The organism is Streptococcus salivarius, from assembly GCF_009738225.1.
Taxonomy (GTDB): Bacteria; Bacillota; Bacilli; order Lactobacillales; family Streptococcaceae; genus Streptococcus.
The window spans coordinates 728,681-743,879 of record NZ_CP018187.1; the positions used below are offsets into that span (position 1 = coordinate 728,681).

Annotated in this window: 18 protein-coding genes and 1 pseudogene; 14 read left to right on the plus strand and 5 right to left on the minus strand. The window is 37.5% G+C overall.

Annotated features, from left to right (window positions below; all coding sequences use genetic code 11):
• Nucleotides 1-169 precede the first annotated feature (169 nt).
• Together BSR19_RS03745 and BSR19_RS03750 are read right to left on the minus strand one after the other, a co-directional pair.
• Nucleotides 170-1,051, minus strand: coding sequence for a diacylglycerol/lipid kinase family protein (locus BSR19_RS03745; protein WP_156246593.1), 882 nt, complete (start codon nucleotides 1,049-1,051; stop codon nucleotides 170-172).
• Between the two features lie 103 nt (nucleotides 1,052-1,154).
• Nucleotides 1,155-2,180 (minus strand): DUF389 domain-containing protein, encoded by a 1,026-nt coding sequence (locus BSR19_RS03750; RefSeq protein WP_156246594.1) that lies wholly within the window; start codon nucleotides 2,178-2,180, stop codon nucleotides 1,155-1,157.
• A 764-nt stretch (nucleotides 2,181-2,944) separates the two neighbouring features.
• Here BSR19_RS03750 and BSR19_RS03755 point away from each other — a divergent pair.
• The 6 genes from BSR19_RS03755 (at nucleotide 2,945) to BSR19_RS03780 (ending at nucleotide 9,014) form a co-directional block, all read left to right on the plus strand.
• Nucleotides 2,945-3,184 carry a GlsB/YeaQ/YmgE family stress response membrane protein gene (locus tag BSR19_RS03755; protein WP_002890536.1) on the plus strand — a complete coding sequence of 80 codons (240 nt, stop codon included), beginning with the start codon at nucleotides 2,945-2,947 and terminating at the stop codon, nucleotides 3,182-3,184.
• Between the two features lie 256 nt (nucleotides 3,185-3,440).
• Nucleotides 3,441-3,644, plus strand: a complete 204-nt coding sequence (locus BSR19_RS03760; protein ID WP_002886207.1) for a CsbD family protein — start codon at nucleotides 3,441-3,443, stop codon at nucleotides 3,642-3,644.
• A gap of 564 nt (nucleotides 3,645-4,208) precedes the next feature.
• A complete protein-coding gene (lpdA, locus tag BSR19_RS03765) occupies nucleotides 4,209-5,549 on the plus strand; it encodes a dihydrolipoyl dehydrogenase (RefSeq protein WP_156246595.1) in 1,341 nt (446 codons plus the stop codon).
• A gap of 103 nt (nucleotides 5,550-5,652) precedes the next feature.
• Nucleotides 5,653-6,726 (plus strand): thiamine pyrophosphate-dependent dehydrogenase E1 component subunit alpha, encoded by a 1,074-nt coding sequence (locus tag BSR19_RS03770; RefSeq protein WP_014634179.1) that lies wholly within the window; start codon nucleotides 5,653-5,655, stop codon nucleotides 6,724-6,726.
• A gap of 16 nt (nucleotides 6,727-6,742) precedes the next feature.
• Nucleotides 6,743-7,774, plus strand: coding sequence for an alpha-ketoacid dehydrogenase subunit beta (locus BSR19_RS03775; RefSeq protein ID WP_156246596.1), 1,032 nt, complete (start codon nucleotides 6,743-6,745; stop codon nucleotides 7,772-7,774).
• A 10-nt stretch (nucleotides 7,775-7,784) separates the two neighbouring features.
• Nucleotides 7,785-9,014, plus strand: coding sequence for a dihydrolipoamide acetyltransferase family protein (locus BSR19_RS03780; RefSeq protein ID WP_156246597.1), 1,230 nt, complete (start codon nucleotides 7,785-7,787; stop codon nucleotides 9,012-9,014).
• 199 nt (nucleotides 9,015-9,213) lie between these two features.
• Here BSR19_RS03780 and BSR19_RS03785 read toward each other — a convergent pair whose 3' ends face one another.
• Nucleotides 9,214-9,807 (minus strand): class I SAM-dependent methyltransferase, encoded by a 594-nt coding sequence (locus BSR19_RS03785; protein WP_156246598.1) that lies wholly within the window; start codon nucleotides 9,805-9,807, stop codon nucleotides 9,214-9,216.
• A gap of 155 nt (nucleotides 9,808-9,962) precedes the next feature.
• Here BSR19_RS03785 and BSR19_RS03790 point away from each other — a divergent pair.
• The 3 genes and pseudogenes from BSR19_RS03790 to BSR19_RS03800 all read left to right on the plus strand — a co-directional run bounded on the left by BSR19_RS03790 (nucleotide 9,963) and on the right by BSR19_RS03800 (nucleotide 11,817).
• A pseudogene (locus BSR19_RS03790) lies at nucleotides 9,963-10,549 on the plus strand (TetR/AcrR family transcriptional regulator).
• A 110-nt stretch (nucleotides 10,550-10,659) separates the two neighbouring features.
• Nucleotides 10,660-10,971 carry a hypothetical protein gene (locus BSR19_RS03795; protein WP_064523345.1) on the plus strand — a complete coding sequence of 104 codons (312 nt, stop codon included), beginning with the start codon at nucleotides 10,660-10,662 and terminating at the stop codon, nucleotides 10,969-10,971.
• A gap of 96 nt (nucleotides 10,972-11,067) precedes the next feature.
• Nucleotides 11,068-11,817, plus strand: a complete 750-nt coding sequence (locus tag BSR19_RS03800) for a CPBP family intramembrane glutamic endopeptidase (protein WP_156246599.1) — start codon at nucleotides 11,068-11,070, stop codon at nucleotides 11,815-11,817.
• 257 nt (nucleotides 11,818-12,074) lie between these two features.
• On the opposite strand, the gene BSR19_RS03805 is transcribed toward BSR19_RS03800, so the two are convergent.
• Both BSR19_RS03805 and BSR19_RS03810 read right to left on the minus strand, forming a co-directional pair.
• Nucleotides 12,075-12,272: a bacteriocin immunity protein gene (locus tag BSR19_RS03805; RefSeq protein WP_110980840.1), complete on the minus strand. Its 198-nt coding sequence runs from the start codon at nucleotides 12,270-12,272 to the stop codon at nucleotides 12,075-12,077.
• A 98-nt stretch (nucleotides 12,273-12,370) separates the two neighbouring features.
• Entirely contained in the window at nucleotides 12,371-12,790 is a 420-nt protein-coding gene (locus BSR19_RS03810) for an SP_0198 family lipoprotein (protein ID WP_156246600.1), read from the minus strand.
• A gap of 175 nt (nucleotides 12,791-12,965) precedes the next feature.
• On the opposite strand from BSR19_RS03810, the gene BSR19_RS03815 reads away from it, so the two are divergent.
• The 5 genes from BSR19_RS03815 (at nucleotide 12,966) to BSR19_RS03835 (ending at nucleotide 15,189) form a co-directional block, all read left to right on the plus strand.
• Nucleotides 12,966-13,358: a YbgA family protein gene (locus BSR19_RS03815; RefSeq protein ID WP_060972385.1), complete on the plus strand. Its 393-nt coding sequence runs from the start codon at nucleotides 12,966-12,968 to the stop codon at nucleotides 13,356-13,358.
• On the plus strand, nucleotides 13,355-13,717 hold the full coding sequence (locus tag BSR19_RS03820; RefSeq protein WP_070476439.1) for a TIGR02328 family protein: 363 nt from the start codon (nucleotides 13,355-13,357) through the stop codon (nucleotides 13,715-13,717). Before BSR19_RS03815 ends, BSR19_RS03820 begins: the two co-directional genes overlap by 4 nt.
• 12 nt (nucleotides 13,718-13,729) lie before the next feature.
• Nucleotides 13,730-14,107, plus strand: coding sequence for a hypothetical protein (locus tag BSR19_RS03825; RefSeq protein ID WP_060972784.1), 378 nt, complete (start codon nucleotides 13,730-13,732; stop codon nucleotides 14,105-14,107).
• A 4-nt stretch (nucleotides 14,108-14,111) separates the two neighbouring features.
• Nucleotides 14,112-14,474 carry a hypothetical protein gene (locus tag BSR19_RS03830; protein WP_156246601.1) on the plus strand — a complete coding sequence of 121 codons (363 nt, stop codon included), beginning with the start codon at nucleotides 14,112-14,114 and terminating at the stop codon, nucleotides 14,472-14,474.
• A 103-nt stretch (nucleotides 14,475-14,577) separates the two neighbouring features.
• Nucleotides 14,578-15,189, plus strand: a complete 612-nt coding sequence (locus tag BSR19_RS03835) for a CPBP family intramembrane glutamic endopeptidase (protein WP_156246602.1) — start codon at nucleotides 14,578-14,580, stop codon at nucleotides 15,187-15,189.
• The last annotated feature ends 10 nt before the right edge of the window (nucleotides 15,190-15,199 follow it).

Consider the following 15,199-nt stretch of genomic DNA (forward strand, 5'->3'; position numbering starts at 1 on the left):
AAAAGTTTTTAGACATGAATCAAAAAACGCCTTAACTCCGTATATTAAAAGTAATTTACTTACTTTTGACTTATATCCTAACTTCAAAAAGGACAAGACTATTATTGTTGCTGATGCAGTAACTTATATAATTAAAAACTTTTTTGTTGGAGAAGTAGAAGGGAAAATACTATATTTTGGTGCCTGAGAACACTTCGATATGGTTCCCGAGTATTTTTATATCTACTGGAAGATTATCCGATTTGTCTCCATCAACATCTGACTCTAACTCAACCTCTGAAGTAATCCTAATATTACGCGCTTTGATATATTCGATATTATCGTTACCTACTAGATCCCCTTTTAACAAATCTGGGATAGTCGATAATTTAGAAATGATGGATGCATCTTTTAAAATCAAGATATTTCCATATCCATCTGTATTTTCATCAAATAGTTTTTTGTCTGCATAGTAATTAGATAGAAGAACTAAGACCTGACTAGCTTCACCTTCATAATTGCCATTTTCGCTTTCAATACGAACATTAAATACATCGTCTTCCACAACAGACTTCATCGTATTGATTGCATATGCAAAGATACCGTACTTTGTTTTATCTTCAATATCAACGTTATGAATAGCTTCTGGTATAGATCCAACACTAAAAATATAGCCAAAATAATTTTGATTAGCTTTTCCAACATCAATGGTTTTAGTAAAATTGAAATCAAGTTCTTCAATCGCTTGATCAATATTTTGGTTGATTTCTAATAGCTTAGTGATTAAATTACCAGTTCCACCAGGAATAATCCCAAGTTTTGGGATGTGATTTTTTTCAGCAATCCCTGAAATAACCTCATTTACAGTACCGTCTCCACCAAAAACAATTACTGCATCATATTTTTCTTTAGAGGCTTTTTCAGCAAATTGAGTTGCATCTTTGGCTTTTTGCGTAATCTTAGTTTCAACATAATCAAAATACTTTTTAGCCTTATTCTCCAAGCTCTCTTTATAATCTAATGCTGTTTCTCCTCCAGAAGTTGGATTAATAATTATCATTACTTTTTTCATTGATATTTTCTCCTATGGACTACTAGTGACAATACTTTTCAACGGTTTCTTATGCTTATCAAATTAATATCTCACATTACTTGTTGTTATTTGGGGATTCTTTTTACTTATCCTTTTCTATTTGTTGAAGATCATCATCGTTTTTATATTGAATGATGTAGTCGACTAATTCTTTTTCAGTTAATCTATCATTTGTTAATTGTGAAACCTGAATCGAGATATTTTTCAAACCATATTCACTTTGTTTGTTAATGATACCTTGTAACTCAGCTTCTGAAAGATATTTACCTGAAATGGTTAGCTTTAGTGTATTGTTTTCTTTACTATATTTCTTTTTCAAAATAGTATGGTTTTCAAATTGATCAGATAGATAATTATTGATAGACTCATTGATTAGCGTATCTCTAACTAAGGTAGTTGCAGAAGCTAAACTTGGAATAATAAGAACAAGCGAGACTAGAATTAATATTTTTCGCATTTTAGAGGCTTTACGATTATGTTTAACATAAGGATTATTAACCATCATCACATTAGTGCCAATATATGTAGCAATCATAATAAAACTGCAGTTAATGGAGAACAAATATGACGCCCCTATCATATACTCAAGATTTCCTGTGGCAATAGAATACCCAACGGTACAAACGGGTGGCATAAGAGCAGTTGCAATGGCGACACCAGGAACAATGTTATTAGCTTCTTTCTTTCGTGCTCCAATAATGCCGGCTAATCCACCGACGAATGCTATTACAACGTCCCAAATTGTGGGCGAAGTTCTAGCAATAATTTCCGTACTTGCGTAAGAAATGGGCGAAAGTAAAAAATAAAGTGTAGAGGCTAAAAGGCTTACTGCAACTTGAATAAAAAGAACTTTAAACGATTTTTTGAGAAGTTTTGTATCTAATATTGCTAACGCAAAACCTACTCCAAGGATAGGTGTCATCAATGGAGAAATCAACATTGCCCCTATGATTGTTGGAATAGAATTCATATTCAAACCAATAGATGCAATCAATATCGCACACAATAAAGTGGTTAAGTCACTTTTTGATAAATCTAAATCCTCATAGATTTTGTCCCTAAATTCTATTAGAGAATAAAGTTTACCATCCTTCAAAATTTTTTCCATTACAGTACTCCCTCTTTGTTAGTATAGTCACTTTTTAAGAAGTTACTCAATACTGTTTGACCTCTTCTGAAAGGAAGGAATATCTTGAGGGAACAACTTTTTAAGCTCACTCTTTGACGACGTATCTAAATCATTGGCCATTATTATTGTAACTTCTTTACCTGGGTGTGTTTTATATTCTACTTTCAATTTGTAATCAATTCACTACTCCATATTAATTTTAAACTCCTACTGAAAGTGATGTAGTGTTTGGTGTATTATTTATACTATTTTGTTAGATACTTACTATTTAAAGAAAAATGTGTAAGGGTTTACATGTCTCAATTATACATTTTATTTTTACTTTCGTCACTCGAACATCTTAGGGCTATTTTCTTTTGTGGCTAAAATGCTAATCAATCATATGAATGTAGCAGTTTAATCAAACTTTTTATTCATAAATCAATCCATTTAGAGGAAGCCCTAATAATAGGAGAAGTATGTGTAGATTTTTAACAAAAAAATGAGATAAGCGAAATTGTAAAACTATGCAAGCGATTGCAAAAGCCAATGATGGTTTTTATGTCTATTTTTGTGTAAGCGCAAACATTTTCATTGACTTATCAATTTGATTAACTTATACTGTTATTAACAGGTATATACTAACATTAATCTTATGATTGTTAAGATTAATATAAAAAATGTTTTAGCTAAAATGTAACTCTTTAGATGGTTTGATTTTCCAAACAATCTAACTTTCCTCTATTTAGAAAGGGGGAGACATTATGCTTTGGGCTATTATTGTCGGAGGCTTTATAGGTTTTATTGCTGGTGGAATCACTAAAAAGGGAGGTTCCATGGGAATAATTGCCAATATCTTTGCAGGTTTAATTGGTTCATCTGTTGGACAGTCACTCTTCGGTTCTTGGGGACCTAGACTAGCTGGAATGGCCTTAGTTCCATCAATTTTAGGGGCAGTTATTGTTGTTGCAGTAGTATCATTTTTCTTAGGGAAAAAAGAATAATTTTCAATATTTCGACAGGAAGACTCCAATCAACTAGCAAACTTAGTGCCGATAAATTAAAAAAGTGGTAAACATGGACTAGCTAATGGTTTATCAGCAAATAAAGATAACGTTAGTGAGGGTGTTCAAGCTGTTTATGACTCGACTTCAACACAAAAGCTATAATTTAACTTATCTTTTTATACTCAAAAATTTGAATGTATTGTTTAAGAGCGTTCATATTTAAAAATCTTTATGTCCAAAGGAGGATAATATTATGTCAGTAGAAGAAAAACTCAACCAAGCTAAAGGCGCATTTAAAGAAGGTGTCGGAAAATTAACTGGTGATAAAAAAACAGAAAAAGAGGGTGCTGCTGAAAAAGCAGTCTCAAAAGTGAAAGAAGTTGCCGAAGATGCCAAAGATGCTGTTGAAGGAGCTATCGAAGGTGTGAAAAATATGATTAAAAAGGACGATAAATAATTAAATAGTCAATTGATTTTTCACATAAAAGCTACAAAAGCTACTCTACAAAAAAATAGAGTTGTCATATTCTACTCCTAATTACTCACTTATAAGATTACTTTCAAAATAACTACAAATCGATATTCTTATAATATTATTCAGTTGAAAAATCAACTTTCTTTAGATTAATTTAAATTCCTTTTTAAATCCACATATTCTTTCTAATAGTAAAAGCACTCTAATTTCTATAGTTTTATCCAAGCTATAGACGTTAGAGTGTTTTTTATAACATTTTGAAGAATTATTTAATGATTGGGGGAGATTTATATTTTTCTAGTTTTTATACAAATCAGCAAAATATAAGTGCTAACATCATCCCGATTAGAGAATGGCAAACGTTTGCATTACTTGTGAATGTTTTCACCACCAAAACATCACATTTTCAGTGAATTACTTGATTTTCATAAGTATTAGTTTTATAATCAAAGTATAGAAAACGCTTTCAAAAACATCTCCGAGTTTTTGTCCTACTTGAAGTGGTTCGGCTAACAGCCGACTTCCATTCTAGAAAGGAGTATTGTTTTGAGTCAATGTGATATTCTCATTATAGGGGCAGGTCCTGGTGGTTATGTTGCTGCTGAAGAAGCTGCCCGTTTAGGTAAAAAGGTAACTGTCATTGAGAAAAACTCCATAGGTGGCACCTGTTTGAACGTTGGCTGTATCCCATCCAAAGCCTATCTTGAACATGCTCATTGGTTTTTAGCTGCTAAAGAAGCCTCTCAGTATGGAGTAACAGTTTTAAATGATAATCTTGATTTTCAAAAACTTGTTGCTCGCAAAGATCAAGTCGTAGCAACACTACAGTCTGGTATTCAATCAAGTTTTAAACAATTAGGGATCACCTATATTGAAGGTGAGGCAGCTTATATTTCTGATAAAACCTTCCAAGTTAATGGTGAAAGAGTCTCAGGTAAGTCTGTTATTTTGGCGACGGGGAGTCATCCATTTATTCCTCCTATTCCTGGTATTAACGATGTTGACTACTTGACAACAGATAACTTTTTCAACTTAAAGGAACTTCCTCAACGTTTGATTATCATTGGTGGAGGTATTATTTCCGTTGAGTTAGCTTTTGCCATGGCTCCACTTGGTGTGGATGTGACAGTGATAGAGGTTGCACCAACAATTTTAGCAACTGAAGATGATGAAGCACGTTCCATTATTAGAGAAAAGATGGAACAACTTGGAATTACCATTCTGGAGGGAGTTAGCATAGATAGGGTTAAAGAAAATGCTGTAATTTTAGCAGATGGCAAGTCCTACTCTTATGATAACTTACTTGTAGCAACTGGGCGTAAGCCAAATATTGAGTTAGCCCAAATGATGGGTTTGGAGCTGACCGAAAAAGGCTTTATTAAGGTAGATAGTTATTACGAGTCATCTCAATCAGGTGTTTATGCGATTGGGGATTTGATTCCTGGATATATGTTAGCTCATGTTGCTAGTAGCGAGGGAATCAAAGCTGTTCGAGCCATTTGTCGTCAGGCTGAGGAACCGGTTGATAATTCAAGTGTTCCACGGTCGCTCTTTACAACGCCGGAGATTGCTTCCTTTGGCTTGTCAGAAGAGGAGGCGGTACAACAAGGATATGATATATCAGTTGGTCAACTTCCTTATGTTTATAATGGTCGAGCCATTGCGTCTAATTCAGCAAAAGGTTTTGTTAAAATTGTCTCCGAAAAACGCTATCACCTACTATTAGGTGCCGTTATCGTTGGTCCACATGCAACTGATATTCTACAATCCTTGATTGTCTTGAAAGATGCTGAAGGAACACTTGATCAGCTTGATAAGACAATTTTTGCACATCCAACAATTTCTGAGTTGGTTCAGGAAGTTGCAAGACTGATTTTAAGGTCCTAAGGTCGATGGATAGGTTTAGCACAGCCATTCTCATTTTTCAAATCTATATATCTGTCAATAATATTTGTTTTTTATAAAGCTCTCTATAGAAGGAGGAAACAATATGACACATTATCAAGAATTGCCACAAGCCCTAATGAAAGAAAAACATCAGGGACAAACCTTAACCAAGGAAGAAGTTAAGGTTCAAACTGCCCATGATCTTGGTGTGGAAAATGTTTCAAAAGAAGAGGCTAAATCCATGTATAAGACTATGTGGGATATTCGAAATTTTGAAGAAAATGCACGACATTTCTTTTCAATCGGTCAAATTCCAGGATTTGTTCACCTTTACTCAGGTGAGGAAGCTATTGCGACTGGGGTATGTGCTAACCTGACTGATAAAGACTACATTACTAGCACACATCGAGGACATGGACACTGTGTGGCTAAAGGTGGAGACCTTAAAAAAATGATGGCTGAAATCTTTGGTAAGTCTACTGGGCTTGGTAAAGGTAAGGGTGGCTCTATGCATATCGCTGACTTGGATAAAGGAATCCTTGGTGCTAATGGTATGGTAGGCGGAGGCTTTGGTCTTGCGACAGGGGCTGCTATGCGCAACAAATATCTAAAGACTGATGATGTTGCTGTATGTTTCTTTGGTGATGGTGCTGCCAATGAAGGTAATTTTCATGAGTGCTTAAACATGGCCTCTATTTGGAATCTACCTGTGGTATTTGTAAATGAAAACAACCTTTTTGCAGAATCAACACCACAATGGTATTCATCAGGTTCTCCAACAATTGCTGAACGTGCACAAGCTTACAATATGCCTGGAGTTCGCGTTAATGGTAAGGACTTATTTGCTGTTTATCAAGTGGCTAAAGAGGCCATTGAACGTGCACGTCGTGGAGATGGTCCAACGTTAATTGAAGCTATTACTTATCGTAACCATGGCCATTTCGAAGGAGATGAGCAAAAATACAAAGCACCAGATGGAATCGAAAAAGAATGGGCAGATGTGGATGCCTTGGAAGTATTTCGTGACCTGGTAACTGAAAAGGGTATCCTTAGCCAAGATGAATTGGATGAGATTGTTGCCCAATCACAAAAAGATGTTGAAGATGCAATCCACTTTGCTCAAGAGAGCCCAATTCCAAAAGAAGAAGCTCTCTACGAAGACGTATTTGCAGACTGATTGAGGAGGATTCATAATGACTAGAGAAACATTATTTATGAAAGCCATCAATGAAGGGCTCGATCAAGCCATGGAAAGAGACGAGCGAGTTGTTCTCCTAGGAGAGGATATCTCAGGTGGTGTTAATGTTGAACACTTAGAAAATAATAACGAGGATGCCTGGGGCGGTGTCATGGGTATCACACGAGGATTGATGCCGAAATATGGCAGGGAACGTGTTATTGATACTCCGATTTCTGAGCACGGCTATTTATCAGCTTCGGTGGGGATGGCGCTTACGGGACTAAGACCTGTACCAGAGTTGATGTTTAATGATTTTATTGGATTCTGTTTTGATGCCCTATTAGGACAGGCTTCTAAGATGCGTTACATGTTTGGCGGTAAAGCTAAAGTTCCGATGGTTGTTCGTACTATGCACGGGGCAGGTGCTTCAGCTGCTGCGCAACACTCTGGATCCTATTACGGTTTATTTGGATCGATTCCTGGTATTAAGGTGGTCGTTCCTGCTACCCCTTATGATGCCAAAGGATTACTCCTAGCATCAATAGAGGATGATAATGTAGTTATCTTTTCTGAAGACAAGACTTTATATGGATTAAAAGGGGAAGTGCCAGAAGAATACTATACTGTACCAATTGGTAAGGCTGCCGTTCGTAGAGAAGGTAAGGATTTAACAATTGTGACAATTGGTAAGATGTTGTATGTAGCTTATGAGGTCGCAGACCGCTTGGTAAAAGACAACATTTCTGTAGAAGTGATTGATCTTCGTACAGTTGCTCCATGGGATGAAGAAACAGTGTTAAATTCCGTGAAGAAAACTGGTCGTTTAATTATTGTGGATGAGGCCAATCCACATAACAATACTGCAACTGACATTGCATCTGTAGTTTCAGATAAAGCTTTTGATTATCTTGATGGACCAGTGAAATGTGTTTGTGCTCCAAATACTCCTGTTCCATTTGCGACAAACTTAGAACAAGCCTATATCCCTGATGCGGATAAGGTTTTGAAAGTAGCTGATGAATTGATTCAGGACTTGAAAGGATAGGAGGGCGCTTATGGCAACAGAAATTTTAATGCCCAAGCTCGGCCTAACCATGACTGAAGGACTCATTCAAAAGTGGTTGGTCCAAGTTGGTGATACAGTAACAAGTGGTCAGCCTTTATTGGAAATTAGTTCTGAAAAATTGACTAGTGAAGTCGAATCCCCTGCTTCTGGGGTTGTTCTAGACATTGTGCATGGTGAAGGTGTTACAGTTAAATGTAAGGAAGTCGTTGGATGGGTTGGTCAGGAAGGAGAGGATGTAGGAACCCAAGAGGATACTGCACAAGAGGAAACTCCAACTGAAGTCGCTAAAGATTCAACACCGTCTAGTCCTAAATCTACTACAGCACTTATAGCTCGTACTGGTGGGGAACGAATTTTCATTACACCGGTGGCTCGTAAGATGGCTGCTGAGAAAGGCTATGATATCTCACTTATTAAAGGGACAGGTGGAAATGGTCGTATTACAAGACGTGATGTAGAAGCTTACCAACCAAGTCTTGTTGTTGATAAGGTCGTTGAACCTCTACCACAAGATATGACCTCAGGTCAATATGGTGAGGGACTCCAAGGCATGCGTAAGATTATTGCCGAACGTATGATGAACAGTCTTCATTCTTCTGCTCAAGTGACACTTCATCGTAAGGCTGATTTAACTGAGCTTTTGAAATTCCGTAAAGAACTTAAGGCCAAGGTCCATACTCCACTTGAAAATGGTGAACTAGGTATCACAACTCTATTAACTAAAGCAGTAACCAAAGCTTTGAGAGATTTTCCAGCTTTGAATGCTTGGTATGGCGGCGGAATTCATCAGATTCAAGAAAGCATTCATATTGGTATGGCAACAGCTTTGGATGATGGTTTGGTTGTCCCTGTGATTCGAGACGCAGACCGTATGACTTTAGCAGATCTTGGTCAAAGCATTAAGACTCTGGCTAATCAAGCTCGAAAAGGTACACTTCCATCTGACCTATATAGTGGTTCTACTTTCTCAATTACGAACCTAGGGGGGCCAGGTGTAGAATACTTCACACCAATCCTTAACTCCCCAGAGGTGGCAATTCTTGGAGTAGGAGCAACTCAACAAGCTTTGGCATTTAATGAGGAGGGAGAGGTTGTTCAAAAAGACTATCTTCCATTGAGTCTGAGCTTCGACCATCAAGTCATCGATGGCCTTCCAGCAGCTGAATTTTTAGCACAAGTTATATCTTATCTTGAAGATCCTTATCTCCTTATCTTCTAGTGGATTTAAATTTTGCAAGGTTAAGATTATCAACTAATAGACATATTATAAGTTAAAATATAAAGTTTTTTGCTAACCTTGCCTAGCTCAATAGCTAGCGTAAAGCTTACACAAAGAGAAGACTAACTTAGTCTTCTCTTTTCGTGTTGCTAAGGGGAGAGCCTTTCTTAAGTCAAGTGGGAATTTGTCTATCAATTTCCTAATGTCTTTTAATAACAATATACAAAACCCATTTGTGATTTTGCCTTTCTTCAATCTTTGAAAAGCTAATACTTGTTAATAACTGACTCAATTCAGAACTTGTTCCATAATCTGTCATATGATACTTAATTTTTTCTTTTTCGGAAGCAATAATCAGAGTAGAATGATTGGACATGACTCGATAGATTTCCTGAAAGCTTTGTTTTAAATCTTTCCAGAAAATATGAGTCTGAATGGCAAAGACAAGATCAAAATAATGATTTTGGTAGGGGAGGTTTTCGACATTGCCAACCATCAGCTGGACACTATCATTTTCTATTGACTTTAAAAGCATCCGTTTAGCAGTTTGATAAGACTCCTTGGAAATATCAATGCCATGAATGTCAAGATTTTTATCTAAAGCAAGTAGGTTTTTGATAGTGCTACCACCGCCATAACCGACTTCTAAAATACGACTATTGTTAGGGATAGTGGTTTGTTTTATTGCCCAAAGGCTGAGTTCCTTAAAATAGGACGACCAGATGTTGGTAATCACTCGGCCAACAAGACCACTCGGATTTCTAGATTGCTTTATAAGATATTGAATGAGCATGTTCCCTCCCATTTTTGAAAATAAAGTTTGAAATATAGATGGTTTAAATTCAAACTTTATTATAGAGAAAGCTAGTAAGAATAGCAAGGAAAAATGAAATATATACTCATATATTTCAAACTTATGCTACAATTGGTAATAACAGAGGTATTCACATGAATCAATATCAAAAGACGACTGAGAAAAAGAAGCAAGCGATTATTCAAGCAGCTTTGCGTTTGTTTAAAGACAAGGGCTTTAAACAAACGAGTATAAAATCTATTGCAGAGGTAGCAGAAGTATCTCCTGTTTCTATCTACAATTATTTCGGGAGCAAAGATAACTTGGTAACTCTCTGTGTTAATGACTTGTTTGAAGAAATAACCCAACAAGCTGAGGACATTTTAAATAGCAATCTAGATTTTAAAACAAAATTAGACCATGCTTTTGCCATATGTCAGGAGAAAATGAGTCAGCAAATCTCGGACTATTTTCAAGATAAAATGGTGGAAGATTCTGTTTTCTCAACTCTCCTAACGAAAGCAATCACTGCAAAAAACGTGACATCTATCGTGCTTATATTCATCTCGGAAAAGCAGAGGGCCTTATTGCTGAAGACCTATCGACAGAGCTTATCTTAAATGTCATAGATGCTCTTAATGGTATGGGAAATCAATTAGCCCATAGTGACAATTTAGAGACAGAGGTTGAGCAAATTCATCAGATCTTTTTGTACGGTATTTTAGAAAAAAAGAAATCATGATTTTCCTAATTCTATTATTGTTCACAGCTAGCAACATCCCATCTCAATCAGTTGTATATTCTCATGCATGGGTGTAAAATTTACTATATAAAGATAAAGAGGAGCAAGTTATGGAATTAAAAGATTTTACAGAACAAGAACAAAAGCAAATCGAAAAAGGTTTGAGCACAGCTGAGATTTCTGATAAGGAAGCGGCTAAGAAGTTACTCGCTCTCGTACCACAAGAATGGATTAAACGCATTCCTTTCTTTGTCAGAGGGCATGCGACGACTAAGACAGTCGAGCGTGTAGCCAAGCAATATCCTGAACTTTATGCAGCGGCTAAGCGCCAAGGGGACCTTCCTGAAAAAGAGAGAGAAGAGCTCCGTAAAATCATGTCAGGCATCTTTGAAGAAAAAATGAATAAACACAAGATTAAATAAGATTTTTAAAGACAATGTGTTTATTTCTACAATTACGAATCAACCTTCCATAAAAAAGAGATACTGTCAATTTTACCATCCCGTTACGGAGAAAAAATGAGCAAAATTATTTCAAAACAATCAGTCGCTATCTGGTATGTACTGTCTGCCCTCTTTGCTACATATATAGTAGGGCAAGTTATCCTATGGTGTTTCCCAGACAGGCGTAGTCTGGGTGCCTCAATACTGTTTATCCTAATGAACTGTGTTCCCCTGATTATGGCGGCTGTCTTTTCTCTTGTGTTGAGTGAAGTCAAATCCTTGGGTGAATTCTTCAAAAAGGTCTTTCTTCAAAAAGAAATTCCCCTGTCCTGGATTCTAGCTCTCTTCATTCCAGTCATCTACTATGGAACCTCATTCTTTCTCAGGAATGTTAGCTATACTGGGAACACCCTCTTGGCCTTCTTACTATATTTTCCCTGGACCTTTTTATATGGAGGTCTGGAAGAAGTAGGTTGGCGTTGGTTTTTACAAGAGCATCTTTCCTTTAGCAAGCACTTTATAACTAAAATGATGGTTCTTTCCATTATCTGGTTCCTCTGGCATATCCCTATCTATCAACTCCCTTGGATTACAGCAGGTTCCTCCAACTATCTCATTTTTTACCTGATGATCTTAGGAAATACTTTTCTATTTGGAGCTCTCAAAGAGTATTCGAAAGGAGCTGCTCCTTGTATCCTTGCCCATATGCTGATCGATAGTCTGGCTGTCCTTATGCTGGTTCAGAGCTCTCTTACCCAGATTATCCTTCTGGTTATTTGCGAAATCCTACTAGCCTCTTGGCTGGTGGCGGTACGAAAATCATAGAATTAGAGTTGAACCTCCCACTGAATTTCAGTGGAAGCTTTTCATTCCTATCAGTTGATATAATGACACAGTTTCATTTTTAGGAGATGACTCGTTTGGCCAAGGATACATTTCATCATCAAAAGGTTGAAAAAGAATGCCAAGAGTTGAGTAAAATCATGACAGGCATCTTTGAAGAAAAAATGAATAAACACAAGATTAAGTAATGTTGTATCAAAAGAGGTATAAGTTTACAAACTTATACCTCTTTCATATCTTTACTTCTTACTTGATTTGGATAGGGTGATGGCAACCATTGTCGAACACAGGAAAAAGGCTGATAGTAAACCTTTTGTAGTCGTGGTCATAAAGGGTTTATCAAAGACATAATAGTTATAGACAGAAAATCCCAGTCCAATAAGAGTTACAATAATCGATATAACAAATAGCGTCACCCATAATCTTCTTTGAGTCATCGTCAACCTCCTGTTTGTATTCGTTTTCTTTCTGCCTATAGTATAACATAAAAAACCTTAGCTAAATTCCAGAGAGTGGTTTGGCTAAGGTTTTCATATTATTTCGTCAAGACAACCGTATCATTTGGATCATGGTCATCATCTTCAATAGTCAGCTGATTACCGTCGAGTTTGTAGAATTTGGTATCATCACCAATCGTTAGACTTTGATTGTCAGGGTTAACTGTTACAGACTTGCTTTCCTTCTCGCCATCTGCTTCGTCCTCTTCCCAAGTTCCAGTATTTCCAGAGATGGTAAGAGTAATACGATTATTTTCATCAGTTCCTTTATAGGTGCCATCTAGCCCTTCAGTCTGTTTAGAAACTTCAGAACTTTGTGAAGATGAAACCTTACTTGAACTTTGTTGGGTGCTAGCAGAGCTTTCAGGTGTTTGAGCTTTCTGGTTTGAGCAGGCTGCTAAAAGACCAAGAACTGCCATAGAGGCAAGAGAAAGTGTGAGTTTTTTGGACAATGTCATAGGCTTTGTCTCCTTTCTTTGATACCTTAAGTATAGCAAACGCTTACAAGCAAACCAAGCAAAAGCCCTTTTCTGAAAATAGTTGGAAATCACTCTTCAAATTCTCAAAGGCATAATCTATTATCCCCATTTAAACTATGCTATACTGATAAAAAGCAATCAAGGAAGGTTCCTAATGACAACTACCAATCCACGTCGCCAGTGCGAGCGACTTTGGGCAGCCAATAAGTACCTGGTGCTCAGCCATTCAAACAAGATTTACTTAGAAATCCGTAACTATCTCAAGAATGATGAGGTTAGTTTGGATCAGGTTCAGGCCTACATTGATCAAGCCCTGGACCTTCCTGAAAATCCTGGTCAGGTCGTCAATGCTTTCCAACATATCTGGGGGTATTTTAAGAAAAAAGCAACCACTAGTGAGAAGGAAAAGTTTATGGCTCAGTTAGATAGCTATGCAGCAGGCCAAATTCCTCAGCATGGTTTAGTGGAATCTGTCAAAGAGCTCCTCAGCAAGTATCCTAATCGCTATCTGGAGGAGTCAACCTTAATTAATGGGGGTTCAAAATGAGACTGTGGCATCAAGAGTTGATTGCAAAACTACCCCGTCAGCAATTATTAGGGCAGCACCGAGAATGTTGCGCCCTTCGTGGTAAGGGATGGCAACGCAAACATGCGACGGTTAACTATGTTTTTGATTATTCACCGTATCGCTTGTTTAAATACCATGAGCTTATTATGCAAGAAATGGCGGAACGTGGCTATCGTGTCAGCCCAGAGTGGTTGGACAAGGAGTATCGAGGCAGGCAGATGCCAGCCTACGATAAGATTGAAGTGGAGAAGCTACCAGTCATCATTTACCCAGAGCATGATACTGCCTATTTACAGGAATGTCTGGACAATCTCAAGCAAAAAGGAATCATCATCTAAAGGAGGAAAACGATGCATTTGTTTAAGTGGCTTGCACCTAAAAAGAAAGCAGCAGAAGGCCTTGTCATGCGTATTTCGACAGCTGATCAGGTAGACTATGCGACGATTACAAACCCAAGTGACAGTGATATCTGGGATGCCTTGGCGCAACTTCCAGTATCCTACGATAGTCTCTATCTCACTTATAGCGAAAAAGGGTCAATGAGTTTTATCTTTGTTGAATCCGAGGATGACAAGTATCGCTTGGAACACGACACACCTGAGCTAGGATTAGAATTGACCAATGTCGCGCGTGTATCCCAACAAGTTGCCAGAGACATCCTTATTCGCTTTTCGAAAGAGCACACAGTGATTTTGGACGACCATTGGAAGCAAGAGAAAGTAAGGTAGTCCTATGGCATATCTTACCCCAGAAACCAGACGTAAGAGACTAAAAGGCTTTTGCTTAATTATTGAAATCATTTGTCTGGTTCATTTTGCAATCATTGTCCCTCGTGACCGGATTTTTACTCCTGAAAAATGGGCTCAAACACCAGCTCCTATGCGACACAAACTCATGTGGAGTTTTCACCGGCAGTATCAGCTTGAGGGCATGACGAGAAAAGAAGTTGAGAAACTCTTGGGCAAGGGGAGTGATCTTCAAGGAAGTGTTGAGTACAAGCTGAAGGACGATTGGATTGGTGGTTGGCGTGTTTACCATATTGACTATAAGCAAGGCCGTGTGATTCGTGCCAAAGAAACGTGGCAAGACTGGTGAAAATGGGCTTTTTCTTCCCCTAAAAGTAGTATAATCAAGGTGTAAAGGTAATCGTTTTCAAAAGAACGAAGCTGTCTTTTGATTAGAAATGGAGGACAAACTCATGACCCTATTTATGTCTAAACTGATGAGCGGTATTATGGAACTGCTCATAGTCTCTGTCATTCCTTTTATCACTTGGTTAATTTGGAGCAGGAAAAAGGTCGGTTTCTTTGACTGGATTGGGTTGAAGAAAGTTGAGAGTCAGAAGAAGAGGCAATTATTACTGACCATTTTGGGTATTAGTCTACTTTTTCTTCTTTTTTCGATTGTGGTCTTTAGTTGGTTTGACTCTAGCCAAACGGCCACAACAGATTTTTCTGGAAAGGGAATTGGAGCTCTTCCTGCTATCTTGGCATACGCTATCTTAGGGACTGCCTTGCCAGAAGAAATCTTCTTTAGAGGTTTTCTGTTGAAAAGGTTGCAAGGTAAATTAGGATTTCTAGGAGCAAATCTGGTTCAGTCTCTCTTATTTGGGCTCATCCATGGGTATATGTTTATCCAACTAACTGGTTACCTTAGGGCTTTTGCCATTTTGGTCTTTATCAGTCTCATAGCTTACGTTTTGGGTACTATCAATGAGAAGAAAGCAAATGGGTCCATTCTTCCTAGTGTCTTTATCCACGCCTTGGCCAATACGGTTGTAGGGTTGCTCTTTGCCTTCTCTCTCATTTAGATAAAATTAT